The following is a 14,239-nucleotide window of genomic DNA, read 5'->3' as shown; positions in this document are numbered from 1 at the left end:
ACAGCGTTGCGACAATTCGGGCATGGGTCGGCCGTTTTCTTACCTTGACTCCCATTCGTCTATAAACGAAAATGACCACGTACCAAATCGAGCACTACCTGACGGCCGACGGGCAGAAGGATCTTTACATCGAATGGCTGGGCCACCTGCGGGATGGCAAGGCCAAGGTGGCGATCATCCGGCGCGTGGCCCGCATCGAGCAAGGCAACTTCGGCGATCACAAGTTCTGTCGTGATGGCGTGTGGGAGCTGCGCATCGACATGGGGCCGGGCTACCGGGTCTATTACGCCCTGTCGGGGCAACGGCTGGTGTTGCTGTTGTGCGGTGGCGACAAGCGCACGCAGGACACCGACATCGACCGCGCGGTGGACTACTGGCAGGACTGGCAACGGAGAACCGACGAATGAGAAGCAGAACCCATGACGAAGCGATGGCCGAGCTGTACCGCAGCGATCCGGCGCTCGCGCTCGACGTTATCAACGGCATCCTCGAAGACGGCGACCAGGCCGAACTGCTGACTGTGCTGCGCCAGCTAGCGCAGGCGTTCGGCGGCGTGCAGGCGGTGGCCGAGCAGGCACACCTGAACCCGACGCAGCTCTACCGCACGCTTTCGCCGAAGGGCAACCCGGCCTTGAACAGCCTGACCGCCATCCTCAAGGCAATGGGCCTGCGGCTGGCAGTACAACCGCTATCCACTTCGGGGCCTCCTGCTCACGTCGCCTGACTGAACATTGGACATGCCCGAGTGAAATCAATCCCTGCGCCAGGACTGGAGGAAATCCGGAAGCGGAAAATAGCTCTCATGGGGGCCATAGAGAAGGGCCGTACACACAAGTGGATTCTCCGGTTGTGGAGTCAGTTCATCAGAGCCCGGGATCTGTATCGTTGCGTGTGCTGTGATTCGAGCGAAAGAATTCAGGCTCACCACGTCATCCGGAAGACGCTCTATCCGCTAGGAGCCTTTGAGACTGGCAACGGCGTCACTCTGTGCCACGAATGCCACTGTCGGGTGCATGCTGAGTTCAATGGCAGGCCCGACTTGTCTCTTCCCCTTGGCGCCGAGCAAGGGGACGATCAGGACGAATGGGCATTCCTCTTCGGGCTTCTCCGGGATGATGCTGTTAGGCGCGGCCTTGATGAGGATGAGTTCTACCATCTTGGCGACCATGTTCTTGAGTTCTCCATGCGTTATCAAGGTTACGAAGATCTCTATGAAATGGCTATGCGAGGTGAGATGAGTCGCATTCGATTTGCTCATGAGATCTGGAGGCCCATGCCACAAGCCTGGTACACGAACCTCGTCTCCGAGCTTGTCCGGTTGAACCTGTAAAGGTCGGACGACAGGGAGTGTGAGCAGTAGCAGGCTCAACTACAGTTTGTTAAGATCATGAAATCATGAAACATGGGGCGGAATTGATGTCTGCTGGTACTTCCAACAAAGTGGCCGATCGAGGCAGCAATGATGCCGAGTCCAAGGATGTTTCCCTTCAGGTCATGGTGCCTGCGCATATCAAGCGGGAGGTGAGTTTGAAGGCAGCACAAGAGGGAACGACACAGAGAACCATCATTCTGAGCGCTCTGAAAGCCGTCGGATTCATGGTGAAGGATGAAGAACTCTGCGACAAACGGAAGATGCGCTGATGGCAACTACCAGCAAACCCGCTGATGATTCGCTCAAGTTGCCATTCCGGCCGCGTGCGCGGCTGTTGCAGCTCCTGGGTGATCAACTCATCGGCACGCCCCGCTTGGCGGTCTTCGAACTTGTCAAGAATGCATACGATGCGGATGCTGAAACCGTCACTGTGACACTCAAGGGACTTCGCACAGCGAGCCCAACCATCGTCGTAGAAGACGATGGCGATGGCATGGCGCTTTCCACCATCAGGGATATCTGGCTCGTACCTGCGCATGATCATCGTGAACTGCAGCGCAAGGCATTGAAGAGAACCCGCTTGAATCGCCTGCCCCTCGGAGAAAAGGGGCTGGGTCGCTTTGCCGTGCATAAGCTGGGCGATCGCATTGAGCTGGTCACGCGAGCAAAGGGCCAGCCGGAGTGTGTTGTCCATATCGACTGGTCCGCACTTATCGAGAAGCAGTTCCTCTCCGAAGCTGTCGTCAACGTACAGACCAGATCTCCTGAGGTTTTTAAGGGAGCGAAGACCGGGACCAAGCTGACCATCAGCGAGTTGCGTGAAGCGACATGGACCAGAGGTGAAGTGCGGCGCCTGCTTCGACAGATCACATCCATCGCATCACCTTTCACTGACCGTTCGGATCGCTTTGAAACCGAATTGAAAGTCCCCGAGCACCCGGATTGGGTTGCGGGGGTACCGGATGTCGATGTGCTGCTCAAACGTGCGCCCTGGTACTTCCGATTTTCGTTTGAAGACGGGCAACTTGAGTGGTCATATGAGTTCAGAGGCGTTACCGGCATCAAGCTGGCACCCAGGAAGATTCCGGACAGGACGGGGGCATTGCTTATCGCGCAGGAGCGCGATACCGATGTTTACGGAACGGACCAAGGTACCAAGTCGGCAAAACCAAAAAGGATCACGGCTGACGCTTCCCTCTCCAATGGCATCGGGATGGTGAAGGGTGAGTTCTATGTCTTCGATCGCGATCACGACATCCTGACCAAGTTGGGAGACAGTCAACTTGTCCAGAATTTTCTTGATGAAAGTGGCGGTGTTCGCGTCTACAGAGACAGTATCCGTGTCTACAACTATGGAGAGCCCGGCGACGACTGGCTTGGGCTGGACCTTCGTCGCGTCAACACGCCCACGCGAAATATCAGCCGGAACATCGTGGTAGGTGCAATTGATCTTTCGCTTGAGAAAAGTCATCAACTCACCGAAAAGACGAATCGCGAGGGTTTTGTTGAAAACGATGCGTATCGGCGGCTCAGACAGATCGTTCTTGGCGCACTCGCGATCCTTGAGGTCGAGCGCAAGATAGACAAGGACAATATCCGCGCGTTGACCGGCAAAGGCCACGATCCCGAAGCAGCAAACATTGCCCAGCCTCTTCAGGCTTTGCGAGATGCTGCCAAAAAGCACCGTCTCTCCAAAGAGCTTGATCCGCTGATCAACAAGGCGGAGAAAAACTACAACGAGATGCGTGACACGATGCTTCGAGCTGGACTATCCGGCATGGGGCTGGCCATCGTTTTCCATGAAATCGAACAAGGTGTTCGCGTCCTTCATGACGCCATAGAGGGAGGGCGGAGCCGTGAAGCTGTACAGGTGCAGGCGCGAGAACTGGTCCGTATCCTTGATGGATTCAGTGAACTGTTGCGCAAGGGTGAGCAACGCCCAAACAGCATCAAGCATCTGATCAAGCGCGCGCGGGATATCAACCGTGTCAGGTTCCGTAATCATGAAGTCAAATTAGTGTGTCCGGCTTTGGAAGACGATGTTCCGGACATCGAAATGAACTTCGCTTTCGGCCTGCTCCTTGGGGCTTTGAACAATCTTCTCGATAACGCCTTCTACTGGCTGCAAGTGCGCTGGCCTGATGGCCAGGGAAAATCCCCTCGAAAGCTGTACATCAATGTCGAAAAGGATTTTGCCGAGGGACCCGCGATCATCGTTGCTGACAACGGGCCGGGGTTCCAGGATGATCCTGAGCGCTTGAGGCGTCCCTTCTTCAGTCGCCGACCCGATGGCATGGGAGTTGGTCTCTATTACACCAACATGGTCATGGAGCTGAATGGCGGCCGCCTAGCCTTCCCCGATGCTGACGAGGCCAATGTCCCGGAGGGTTTTGATGGGGCAGTGCTCGCACTTGTATTTGGGAAAGGGGGAAAGAATTGATCTTCTCGGCACCGCGTTTCGTCGTCGTGGACGACAGGGACCATCATCTTCTGGCCATCACCAGAACGTTCCAGCTTCTTGGCACTCCGTGCATGGGTATAAGGTACGACCCGGCAGAAGAGTTGAAACAGGATCATTTCAAAGGGGTCCGATGCCTGTTCATGGATCTTCATCTTGTTGATGGCCAAGCAAGCACTGACCAGCGGCGGCACTATGGCCTGATTGCATCAATTCTGGAAGACAACATCAGCAGGAATGGCGGCCCCTTCATTCTCGTTGTATGGACGGAGCATGAGCACCTCAGTGCAGAACTTCGGGATTATCTCGATCAGAACATAGACGCCGAGAAGCCCCATGCTAGGCCACTTGCCGTTCTCAGTCTTGCAAAAGAGAAGTTCATCAATGTCGGGGATGGAAGCATTGCCGATCCGGAAGAGTTGAAGCAGGCAGTTCATGATGCGGTTGTCGCGAATCCGCAGATTGCAGCACTTCTTGGATGGGAAGCGGATGTGCTGCTGGCTGCAGGAGACACACTCGCTGAACTGCTTAAGCTTGTCCCTGCTGCGGAGCGAGTCAGTGCTTCCTTCCCTGGTGCGCTCGATACCATTCTCAGTCGTCTTGCGCGTGAGGCAGTCGGACGCCCCAATGTCGAGGTCAATCATCGTACTGCCATCACAACCGCGCTGGCTCCCATTCTGGCCGACCGGGTGCTGAACCAGGAGGTGTCTGCGGAAACCGCAGAACTCTGGAAAAAAGCTGTCACACGACACAACGACGATTCGCTCAAGGACGCATCAAACCAGGAAGCCGGATGTGTCAATCGGATGCTGCATGTGGCAGTTCCGGGCTCAGAAACCATCCTGGCGACAGACTGGGGCGCTGTTGTCGAATTGAGCGAAGACATTTGGAATTCGGACGATCAATTGCGTCAAGTGTTCGATGGCACTCGTCTTGAACTTCTTGAAGAAGAGTTCAAGATAAAGGCCGCCGACCATGAAAGATGTAGACCCTATCTGGTGAGAGTTGGTGCTGCTTGTGATTATGCTCAGAAGCGGCGAGGCCCTCTGACCTATCTTCTAGGACTTGAAATTCCCGCAGATCTGAAGCGTAGTGCATCAGCACCGGCGGCGGAGTGGAAGTCTCCGGCCCTTGTGCTGGACGGAACGCAATCTCCGTTCCGCTTGCACGTGAATGTACGATTCTCCTTGAGCCGGCCTGCGGGTGCCTGCGAAGCGTGGAAGATCAGATACCGTCTTCGCGAGCAATTGCTGATGCTTCTTCTTTCGCACTCTAATGGATACACATCCCGACCGGGGATCGTGCAGTTGCCTTCTAAATGATAGCGCTGCCCATGGACATTCTCGCGCCAGATCAACGATCCAGATTGATGTCTCGCATCAGGGGTAAGGATACGAAGCCGGAAGTATCGGTCCGACGCGCCGCGCATGCTCTCGGTTTTCGCTTCCGATTGCATCGTCGCGACCTCCCTGGAAGCCCTGACTTGGTTTTTCCATCTCGACGCAAGGTCATCTTTGTTCATGGATGTTACTGGCATCGACATCCGGGCTGCCGATACGCCTACACGCCGAAATCGAATGTGGCGTTCTGGCAGTCGAAGTTCGCTGCCAACGTCACCAGGGATCGACTGGCCATCAGCACACTGGAATCTCTCGGATGGAGCGTCCTTGTGATCTGGGAGTGTAAAACCCAAGACGCAGAAGCCTTACGTGTTCGGCTGGTCGAGTTCTTGAAGGGTGATGAAGCATCGGAGGAGAACAGCCATGGAAAGCAATGAGAAATTGGCGAAGTGTAAGCTCGAAAGGCTGGCATCCGGAGCGATTCCGAAGGTACTCGAATTATGCTCGGGTTGCGGTGGGCTGTCGCTAGGTTTGAAAACTGCAGGCTTTGAGCTTGCAGCTCATGTAGAGAGCAACGATGAGGCCAATGCCACATACGCACTGAATTTCGCTCCGGAAAATCCTGCGCAGACGAAGCAGTGGGCTATCTCCCGTGACATGGTGGCTCAATCAATGAGTGATCTCATCACGGATTTCGGATTGGCCGGAGGCCCGCGCGAAGCTTTCGATGTCCTGGCTGCAGGGCTGCCATGTCAGGCATTTGCCCGTATAGGAAGATCCAAGCTTCGATCAGTGACGGGAGATGAGGATGCATTCAAGAACGATCCACGCGCATCCCTTTATCGCCGCTTTCTGGAAATTGTGGACGAAACTCGTCCTCTGGCCATTCTCGTTGAGAATGTTCCGGATATCATGAATTTTGGCGGCCACAATGTACCTGAGGAAATCGCAGAAGGGCTCAGGGTTCGTGGCTATGTTACTCGCTACACCCTGCTTAATGCAGCGTTCTATGGTGTGCCTCAACTTAGGGAAAGACTCTTTCTTGTTGCTGTTGACGCCACTCTTGATGTGATTCCGCAGTTCCCTTCGCCTACCCACTTCATGGAGTTACCGCGTGGCTATGAAAGTAGCCGTGCTGTAGCTCTCAAACACGTCAAGGATGTGGGTTCGCACTTCTCGCCCATCCCTTCCCCTGCAGGCGGGCTGCCTTCTTCGATAGGTACCGAATCGGCATTGGCTGACCTTCCCTTCATTTCTGACCATCTGAGGGATACGGCGATCATCAGGAAGCGGAAGGTTGCAGACAAGCTGCCGTATCGTGAAGGCATTACACCTTCCACGTATGCTCACCTGATGCGCGACTGGCCCGGATTTTCTGCTTCCGAAAATGTGAGCGGCAATGTCGTGCGCATTACCACGCGTGACTTTCCGATTTTTGGTCGCATGCCCCGTGGAGCAGACTATCCTGTTGCACTCCGCATTGCACAGCAACTCTTGGAAGAAAAACTACAGCGGGAAAATTTTCCGCCACGGCCAGGAACTATTCGTTACAAGGCTCTGGAGAAGGCGACGATTCCTCCTTACGACGCAAGCAAGTTTCCCAACAAGTGGTGGAAGCTTGATCCGGACGCTCCCTCTCGAACCCTGACGGCCCACCTTGGCAAGGACACGTATTCGCACATCCACTATGACGGACGCCAGAAGCGCATGATATCTGTCCGCGAAGCAGCACGACTTCAGTCATTTCCCGATGGATTCGAGTTTGCTGGAGCCATGAATGCGTCTTTCCGTCAAATTGGCAATGCGGTTCCTCCGATGCTTGCACTCGCCGTCAGCAAGGCACTTATGGAGACTATTGAGCAGGCGATTGCAGGACGGGATTCTGCCAATCGTCGAGTAGCCTGATTTCGCTCTGGTCGTGCCGCTGGCGCCACCGCGAAACATAGACGTGCAACTGTAGTACCCCATCGTGCCAAAGCTGCGTCCTGGCGTGCCGCCGTCAGGTTCGCGGGCTGCGCCCCGCGCTTCGTTCCGAATCGCGGCCTCCGGCGCTGACCCCTAACGCCTTCGGCCCGGCTCGTTGAGCTTGGCCTGCGCGCTCCGCTTGCTCAAGGCGGGCATTTGCAGTGGGCGGGTGTGGGCGGTCTTGCTGTCCCTTTCACCGTATCACGGCGTTCTCGCCGTGCAAGGACTGCGCGTGCTCGCACGCTTGCGGCCGTGGCCGGCTGCGCTCCTGTGACGGCTTGCGCTGCGCCGTGAGGCGCCGGTTCTGGGCAATTCCGCCCGAGCAACCGGAGCACGATCATGTCGCAACTGCCCCTCTCTCTCGATACGCCGCTGATGGTGCGCGATGGCCGTGGCCGTTACCGGCCGGCCGACGCCGACCAGATTTTGGAAGCTGCGCGCCAGGTCATCGAACAGAAGATGCAGCGCGGCGAGGCATTCGCTTCGCCGTCGGCGGTGAAGGACTACCTGCGCGCCAAGCTGGCCGGCTTCGAGCACGAAGTCTTCGCGGTACTGTTCCTCGATACGCGCCATCGCCTGATCGACTACGTGGAGATGTTCCACGGCACGATCGACGCCGCCGAGGTACATCCGCGCGAGGTGGTCAAACAGGCGCTGCGGGTCAACGCGGCGGCGGTCATCGTCAGCCACAACCATCCGAGCGGGAACCCGGAGCCGAGCGGCGCCGACCGGGCACTGACCCAGCAGCTCAAGCAAGTGCTGGCGCTGGTGGATGTGCGCGTGTTGGATCACGTCATCGTCGCAGGCGCTGTTGCTACGTCGTTCGCAGAGCGCGGTCTGCTCTGACTTCGGGGGCTTCGGCCCCCTTTTTGCTGCGATCGTCTGGCGCTCTTGCAAGGCCCGTCGAACCGGCTGCGCCGGCCCGGTTGCATTTCAGTCGTCACAGCCGGTCGTTCGGCACCGAAGATCCTCCGTTCCCGGCGACGGTCTATGCTCGCCTGATCGAGAACGAGGACGGCACGCACGACCTGATCTGGTCGCGCAGCAAGCCCAAGGCGGCCTGACGGCCGCCTGCGGCGGGTGGCTCAGCATCGTCACGCACGTGCCTACGGCGTGTCGCGTTCCTTCAACACCGCCTCAAGCTCCTGGCGCACCTGCGCCAGAAGCTGATCGGCCTTGCGCGTGCTGTCGCCGGCATAGGCCAGCGTCAGCAACGTGAGCGGATGCACCTCCATCACTTCGCACAGCTCGGCCAGCTTGCTGATGGTCGGGCTTTTCAGATCGCGTTCCAGCGTACTCATATAGGTGCGGCTGGACACGTCGGAGAACGCTTCCTGGCTCAAGCCACGCGCCTTCCTGACTGTCTTCAACGCCTGCGCCAATGAGTACCTCGCAGCCACCTATGGTTTCCTCGCAAAAACCAAGATGACAGCACATTGCGCCCTATAGGACTACAATCTATAGTGTTCATTTGGTATTGTTGGCCGCATCCGTGTCTTTACGGAAATCCGTATCCACGGATAGCCTCAAATCCAGGGAACCGTATCCGTGCCTTTGCAGACTCCCGCCGATGCGTGTTCGTGCCTTTACGCTTCTGCGAATGCGTGGGCTTGCGCCTTCGTGCCTGTACGCGAAGGCGCCGATGCGCTTTGGCGGCTCCGTGCATCCGAGGGGGAATGGCAGCCATGAACCCACTCATCACCGACGAGCAACGCGCGCGGCTGCTCGCCAATGGCGTGGCGCGCGCCGTCGGCCATTCCATCGACCCGCTGCCCGTGGTGCGCCTGTTCACCCCCGACGCGCATGTGACTTGGCTGCTGGTGTCGCTCGATCCCGCCGACGGCGACACCTGTTGGGGATTGATCGACCTCGGCATCGGGATGCCCGACCTGGGCACGGTGCAGCTATCGGCCTTGGCATCCATCGTCGGGCCGCGCAAGCAGCCAGTGATGCGGGATCGCTATTTCGAGCCGGCGCGCCCGCTGTCGGAGTATGTCCGGCTGGCGCAGGCCAACGGCTCGATCACGGACTGACCGGAACCTGTCGGCGGGACGGACGCATTGTGACTATTTCCGTCTCGTTCCAGACCGAGCCGGTCTGAACCCGCACTCTTGCGCCGAAGCAGCGTCACCCTGCTGCAAACAGTCATGGTCTTTGGCGCGGGCTGCGGCACGGTATCCGATGCTGTCCGTCGATGTCCGGCGGTGCAGCCGTCGCATTCAGACGATTTTCGCAATGCACCGGAGCCAATTCGTCTTGACATCCGCAGTTACAGCTTACCCCGATAACGATGGCGCTTTGATGGTGAGACGATAGCTCCCGCACGCGAAAACCGTGGCGACGTTCCTGCTGACCGTCAGGAGGCATCGTCATGGCCGAGCCGAGCGTTGAACACTGGTATCCGACCGCCGCGTATCTCTACGTCCTGCACCTGGACGGCACGGCGCTGGCCTGGGAATACCTGCGCCGAAATCCCGACTATCGCCGCGACTGGCTACGCCGTCGCCGCCGGCCGGACGCGGCGCAGGCGTGGGGCCTGCGCCTGCTGGAAGACCCGGCCCTGGATGCGCGCGACGCGCATCCGGCCTGGTTCCCCGATCACGACGCCGTGGTGCAGCTCTACCCGGACGCCGACCCGCCGCCCGAAGCCTACGCCTTCGAGTTCTGGCGCGTGCCTGGCCGCAAGCAACTGATCCACGACGGCAAGCGCCTGGTGCTGGTGTCGCGCTGGCCCGGCTGCTGCCTGCGGCTCGCCCTCGGGCCGGGCCTGGAAGACGGCATGGCCTACCTCTACGCCGTCCGTGCCTGCGCCACGCCCTGCGCACGTTATCGCGCGCTCGCGGCCGAACTGGATGCACTGGCCGCCGCCACGGATGCCGCGACCGTGGCGCCGCCTGTGGCAACAGCCCGTTCCCGGCCCACACCCGCCGCGCTGTTGGAACTGCATACGCTCCAGGCGCTCGACGCGGCCCTGGCAGGCGCGTCCTTGCGCGAAGTCGCCGAAGGGCTGTTCGGCGCGGATGCCGTCGCGGCCGACTGGCACAAGGACAGCGCCTTGCGTGCCCGCGTGCGGCGGCTGGTGCGCCGTGGCGAGGCGCTGATGCGCGGCGGCTATCGCAGTCTGGCGCAGCTTCCGCCAGTTGCATCGCAGTAAGGGGGACGAATCGCAGCTCCTGCAATTCGTCCCTTAGCAAGAAGCCTAGCTTTCTTGAAAGTGCCTCTATCCGGCCGCGTGGTGTGGCCGGGCTTGATGGAGGTACATCCCATGCGACCCGCTCCCTTGCGACCTGCCGCCGCCGCTGTCGCTGCGCCCGCGCAGCCCCAACGCTACCTGACCAACGACGAAGCCGCCGAATACCTGGGCCTGTCACCGCGCACGCTGGAGAAACAGCGCGTGATCGGTGGCGGCCCGAAGTTCCGCAAGTTCGGCCGCCGCGTCATGTACGCGGTGAGCGACCTCGATGCCTGGGCCGACCAGCGCAGCTACGAGGCCACGTCCGACCCGGAATACGCCGAGCGTCACGCGGGCGACTACCGTGATGGCCGCTGATCGTCGGCTCGCCGGTGGCCATCGTCATGTCCAGCCCATCGCTGCCGTCGGGGCAGCGATCGCAGCAGCGGGAACAGCTCGACCTGTTCCGCGCGCTGCCGGGCGACGGCATGGCACCGCGCGACAGCCAGGACTTGATGGCCTTTCCGTTTTTCTCGCTGGCGAAGTCGCGGCGCACGGCGCCGATCGACTTCCGCAGCGGGAACATCACCATCCGCGTGGAAGGCACGGCCGAGCACGGCATCGCCACGATATGGGATGCCGACGTTCTGATTTGGGCGGCCTCGCAGATCGTGGAAGCGCGCGACGCAGGCATTCGCCCGTCGCGCTGGATACACGCCACCCCCTACGAAATCCTGCGCTTCATCGGGCGCGGCACGTCCCTCAACGACTACCAGCGCCTGAAAGCCGCGCTCGACCGGCTGCAATCGACCAGCGTGGCGACTTCCATCCGCGAAACCACCGGGCGACGCCTGCACCGCTTTTCGTGGGTGAACGAATGGCGCGAGCTGGCCGACGCCAGCGGCACGCCGTTGGGCATCGAGCTGATCCTGCCGGACTGGTTCTATGCCGGCGTGCTCGACGCCGCCCTGGTGCTGACCATCGACCCGGCCTATTTCCGCTTGAAAGGCGGCATCGAACGCTGGCTGTACCGCTTGGTGCGCAAGCACGGCGGGCGGCAGGAACACGGCTGGCAATTCGACTTCCGGCACCTGTACCGCAAGTCCGGCAGCGCGGCGCGCTTCTCGGACTTCGCCTACGACCTGCGCGTGCTGGTCGCGCGTCAGTCGCTGCCCGGCTACGTCCTGGGCATCGAGCCGATGCCGGGCGAAAGGCTGGAACTGCTGACCTTCCGGCCCGTGCCGTCCACGGCACGGGGATAACTGCGGGAAAAGGTGTGGACGGCCTCGTGCTATCAGGAGTACCGGGTATCGTGCTATCGGGAGTACGCCTATCGTGCTATCAGGAGTACGAAAACGCCGCAAAGCCAGTAACGGCGCGGGTTTGTGCCCCCTCTAACTTACCTAACTATAAATCTCTAACTTTTGGTAGAAGCGCGCCGTTTCGGTGGACAACCACAAAACGGCACGGCCAGGCCGGCTTTCCAGCAGGGAGGGCCGCGCCATGATCTTCGCGTTTGTCAACCAGAAAGGCGGCGTCGGCAAGACCACGCTCGCTACCCACATCGCCGGCGAGCTGGCGATGCGCGGTCTGCACGTCATCCTGCTGGATGCCGACCCGCAGGGTTCATCGCTGGACTGGACGCAGCGCAGAAGCCAGCAGGGATTGCCCCGGCTGTTCAGCGCCGTGGGCCTCGCCCGCGAAACGCTGCATCAGGAAGCGCCGGAGCTGGCTCGCCGCGCCGATCACGTCATCATCGACGGCCCGCCGCGCATCGCTGCCCTGGCGCGTTCCGCGCTGCTGGCGGCCGAGCGCGTGCTGATTCCCGTGCAGCCCAGCCCCTACGACCTTTGGGCTAGCGCCGAGATGGTGGCGCTGATCCGCGAGGCACAGGTGTTCCGGCCTGCGCTGCGCGCGGCCTTCGTCATCAATCGGCGTGTCAGTACCACCATCATCGGCAGAGAAGCACGGCAATCGCTGGCCGAACAGCCGCTGCCGGCGCTGCGCAGCGAAGTACGCCAGCGCATCGTCTTCGCCGACAGCGTGGCCGCTGGCCGGCTCGCCCGCGAGACGGCGCCCGACAGCGCCGCCGCACGCGAGATCGCCGTGCTCACCGATGAACTGCTGCGGTGGCCGACATGAGCCAGCGCAACGGCAAGCGCATCGCCATCGGCGCGCGTCCTCCTGCGAATCCGCAAGCCGAGGCGTGGATTCGCCAGGGCGACGCCGATGCGCTCAATAAAGGCGACCTCTACACGGCTCGCCTCACGCTCGATATTACGCCCGCCATGCGGGCGCGCATCAAGGTGTCGGCCTTCACGCGAGGCATGACCGTGGCCGACCTGCTGCGCGGCCTGCTGGAGCGGGAGTTTCCGCCGGAGAGCACACCATGACCGCATCCGCTTTGCCTGCCGCGAACGCGGCACCGGCTACGCCGTTGCCTGCGCTTTCGACACTCGCGGGGCAGGCCTGCAACGTGCCGCTGACGCGCGTTTCGCTGGCATACCTCGAACACCGCTTCAAGCTCTACCTGCGCTTCGGCGAACCTGCGCGCACGCTGCGGCTCGACCACTGGCGGCGCTGCGCGGTATTCCTGCCGGGCGCGATGTTCTGCCGCATCCGCTGGCAGGCCAACGACTACGGCACCGTGCGCTGGCAGCTCATGGTAATGCAGGCCGGCACGCCGCTGGACGCCGTGCAGCGCATCCCCGGCGTGCGGCCAGGCGCACGCCTGCTGCTGCACGCCGAAGGCGAGAACGCGGTGCGTGCCGTGCTGGAACGCATCGACGGCATCGAGGCGCAGGGCATCGCCGCCATCGACGTGTCGCCCGCGTACTGGCGCACGCTGGGCAACCGTCTGGCGGCCCGCCTGGCGCTGCCCGAATACACCGCCGAGCGGCACGCCGCCTGGCTGGCCGGGAGGGCGCTGCCATGACCGCTGATTCCACCACCGCACGCACACCCGAAATCGCGCCGCGTCCTCGCTCGCGCCCGCGCGCTCGCATCGTGCTGGCGGGCTTCGCCGCCGTCGGCCTCGCTGCGCTGGCCTGGGCGGCTTTCGTGCAGCCGCTGCCGCGCCTGATCTACAACCCGTCCGACAGCGTTCCGGTCGGCTGGTATCGCGTGCAGCCGCTTGACCATCAGGCCGCCTCGCTGCCACGTCGGCTGGAAGTGGGCAGCATCGTCCTGACCCGATTGCCCGCCGACGCTGGCGTGCTTGCTGCGCAGCGCGGCTACCTGCCGACACACGTTCCGCTGCTCAAACGTGTGGGCGCGATCGCGCCGCAACACGTCTGCATCGTCGCCCGTCAGGTTCGCATCGACGGCGTGCCTGCCGCCGCCGCGCTGCCTGCCGACCGGCTGGGCCGGCCGCTGCCATCCTTGCAGCTTTGCCGCCACCTCGAACCGGCCGAGCTGTTCCTGTTGAGCATGACCAATCCGGCATCATTCGACAGCCGTTATTTCGGCCCGGTCAGCGCATCCGCCGTGATCGGCGTCGCGCATCCGGTCTGGCTGGAGACGCGCCCATGATGACCGCCGATTCGCTGCACGTTGCCGTGCCTCTCATCGTGCCATCGGGCATGCTGTTCCGGCTGCTGCCGCCGTGTCGTCGCGCGTGCAGCGCGGGCGCATCCGCGCCGCATTTCGCGCAACATCCGGCGCAGCCGTCCAACGTGCAGGCGTCTTGCCTCGAACGCGCCCGGCCTACGGCCATTGGCGCGTTCGCCGGCGGGCTGGCTGCAAGCAGCACAGCGCCGCCGGGCCGCCGACGCCCAGAGCGACAGCGAAGGGCAAAGGCGGAAGGCAAGACAAAAGGACGCGGCACCGGGCCGTGTCGAAAGCCTGTCTGCACATGGGGGTTGCGCGGCACGGAGCGGCTTTGCCGCCGTGCCGCGTTCGGCGCGAGGGTCGCGCCAATGCAGGCATGTCCG

The 14,239-nt window shown here is 61.3% G+C and carries 18 protein-coding genes and 1 pseudogene; 17 read left to right on the top strand and 2 right to left on the bottom strand.

Features of this window, described 5'->3' with window-relative positions:
* Window positions 1-71 precede the first annotated feature (71 nt).
* Both AVCA_RS16405 and AVCA_RS16400 read left to right on the top strand, forming a co-directional pair.
* Complete coding sequence (locus tag AVCA_RS16405) at window positions 72-407, top strand: type II toxin-antitoxin system RelE/ParE family toxin (protein WP_012702137.1); 336 nt, start codon at window positions 72-74, stop codon at window positions 405-407.
* A complete protein-coding gene (locus tag AVCA_RS16400; protein WP_012702136.1) occupies window positions 404-724 on the top strand; it encodes a helix-turn-helix domain-containing transcriptional regulator in 321 nt (106 codons plus the stop codon). Before AVCA_RS16405 ends, AVCA_RS16400 begins: the two co-directional genes overlap by 4 nt.
* Window positions 725-952: 228 nt before the next feature.
* Here the strand turns inward: AVCA_RS16400 and AVCA_RS26510 are convergent, their stop codons facing one another.
* On the bottom strand, window positions 953-1,369 hold the full coding sequence (locus tag AVCA_RS26510; protein ID WP_175556031.1) for a hypothetical protein: 417 nt from the start codon (window positions 1,367-1,369) through the stop codon (window positions 953-955).
* Between the two features lie 26 nt (window positions 1,370-1,395).
* Here AVCA_RS26510 and AVCA_RS16390 point away from each other — a divergent pair, with 26 nt between their 5' ends.
* From AVCA_RS16390 to AVCA_RS27155, 7 genes and pseudogenes are all read left to right on the top strand, one after another.
* Complete coding sequence (locus tag AVCA_RS16390) at window positions 1,396-1,641, top strand: hypothetical protein (RefSeq protein ID WP_012702135.1); 246 nt, start codon at window positions 1,396-1,398, stop codon at window positions 1,639-1,641.
* Window positions 1,641-3,812 carry an ATP-binding protein gene (locus AVCA_RS16385; protein ID WP_012702134.1) on the top strand — a complete coding sequence of 724 codons (2,172 nt, stop codon included), beginning with the start codon at window positions 1,641-1,643 and terminating at the stop codon, window positions 3,810-3,812. The genes AVCA_RS16390 and AVCA_RS16385 overlap by 1 nt, the downstream gene beginning before the upstream one ends.
* Window positions 3,809-5,152, top strand: a complete 1,344-nt coding sequence (locus tag AVCA_RS25290; RefSeq protein WP_012702133.1) for a hypothetical protein — start codon at window positions 3,809-3,811, stop codon at window positions 5,150-5,152. The genes AVCA_RS16385 and AVCA_RS25290 overlap by 4 nt, the downstream gene beginning before the upstream one ends.
* An 11-nt stretch (window positions 5,153-5,163) precedes the next feature.
* Window positions 5,164-5,607 carry a very short patch repair endonuclease gene (locus AVCA_RS25285; protein ID WP_072432898.1) on the top strand — a complete coding sequence of 148 codons (444 nt, stop codon included), beginning with the start codon at window positions 5,164-5,166 and terminating at the stop codon, window positions 5,605-5,607.
* Entirely contained in the window at window positions 5,594-7,075 is a 1,482-nt protein-coding gene (locus tag AVCA_RS25280) for a DNA cytosine methyltransferase (protein ID WP_236616213.1), read from the top strand. The genes AVCA_RS25285 and AVCA_RS25280 overlap by 14 nt, the downstream gene beginning before the upstream one ends.
* A gap of 399 nt (window positions 7,076-7,474) precedes the next feature.
* Window positions 7,475-7,981: a RadC family protein gene (gene radC, locus AVCA_RS16370; protein WP_012702130.1), complete on the top strand. Its 507-nt coding sequence runs from the start codon at window positions 7,475-7,477 to the stop codon at window positions 7,979-7,981.
* Between the two features lie 116 nt (window positions 7,982-8,097).
* Window positions 8,098-8,199: pseudogene (locus AVCA_RS27155) on the top strand (DUF736 family protein); the annotation flags it as partial.
* Window positions 8,200-8,241: 42 nt separating this feature from the next.
* Here the strand turns inward: AVCA_RS27155 and AVCA_RS16365 are convergent.
* The gene (locus AVCA_RS16365) at window positions 8,242-8,535 is read right to left on the bottom strand and encodes a helix-turn-helix domain-containing protein (protein WP_072432897.1); all 294 of its coding nucleotides are present in this window, start codon (window positions 8,533-8,535) and stop codon (window positions 8,242-8,244) included.
* A gap of 285 nt (window positions 8,536-8,820) precedes the next feature.
* Here AVCA_RS16365 and AVCA_RS16360 point away from each other — a divergent pair, with 285 nt between their 5' ends.
* The 8 genes from AVCA_RS16360 to AVCA_RS16325 all read left to right on the top strand — a co-directional run bounded on the left by AVCA_RS16360 (window position 8,821) and on the right by AVCA_RS16325 (window position 13,838).
* Window positions 8,821-9,168, top strand: coding sequence for a DUF2958 domain-containing protein (locus AVCA_RS16360; RefSeq protein ID WP_041807337.1), 348 nt, complete (start codon window positions 8,821-8,823; stop codon window positions 9,166-9,168).
* Between the two features lie 338 nt (window positions 9,169-9,506).
* Entirely contained in the window at window positions 9,507-10,289 is a 783-nt protein-coding gene (locus tag AVCA_RS16355) for a DUF2285 domain-containing protein (protein WP_012702126.1), read from the top strand.
* Between the two features lie 111 nt (window positions 10,290-10,400).
* Window positions 10,401-10,685: a helix-turn-helix transcriptional regulator gene (locus AVCA_RS16350; protein WP_041807335.1), complete on the top strand. Its 285-nt coding sequence runs from the start codon at window positions 10,401-10,403 to the stop codon at window positions 10,683-10,685.
* Between the two features lie 26 nt (window positions 10,686-10,711).
* Window positions 10,712-11,569: a replication initiator protein A gene (locus AVCA_RS16345; RefSeq protein ID WP_187149014.1), complete on the top strand. Its 858-nt coding sequence runs from the start codon at window positions 10,712-10,714 to the stop codon at window positions 11,567-11,569.
* Window positions 11,570-11,810: 241 nt separating this feature from the next.
* A complete protein-coding gene (parA, locus tag AVCA_RS16340; RefSeq protein WP_012702123.1) occupies window positions 11,811-12,449 on the top strand; it encodes a ParA family partition ATPase in 639 nt (212 codons plus the stop codon).
* Window positions 12,446-12,700 carry a hypothetical protein gene (locus AVCA_RS16335; RefSeq protein ID WP_012702122.1) on the top strand — a complete coding sequence of 85 codons (255 nt, stop codon included), beginning with the start codon at window positions 12,446-12,448 and terminating at the stop codon, window positions 12,698-12,700. The genes parA and AVCA_RS16335 overlap by 4 nt, the downstream gene beginning before the upstream one ends.
* On the top strand, window positions 12,697-13,242 hold the full coding sequence (locus tag AVCA_RS16330; RefSeq protein ID WP_041807331.1) for a DUF2840 domain-containing protein: 546 nt from the start codon (window positions 12,697-12,699) through the stop codon (window positions 13,240-13,242). The genes AVCA_RS16335 and AVCA_RS16330 overlap by 4 nt, the downstream gene beginning before the upstream one ends.
* Window positions 13,239-13,838 carry a S26 family signal peptidase gene (locus tag AVCA_RS16325; protein ID WP_041807329.1) on the top strand — a complete coding sequence of 200 codons (600 nt, stop codon included), beginning with the start codon at window positions 13,239-13,241 and terminating at the stop codon, window positions 13,836-13,838. The genes AVCA_RS16330 and AVCA_RS16325 overlap by 4 nt, the downstream gene beginning before the upstream one ends.
* Window positions 13,839-14,239 lie beyond the last annotated feature (401 nt).

The sequence above is a fragment of the Azotobacter vinelandii CA genome, assembly GCF_000380335.1.
GTDB lineage: Bacteria > Pseudomonadota > Gammaproteobacteria > Pseudomonadales > Pseudomonadaceae > Azotobacter > Azotobacter vinelandii.
The sequence above is the reverse complement of the archived record's forward strand: the minus strand, read 5'-3'. Positions and strand labels throughout refer to the sequence as shown.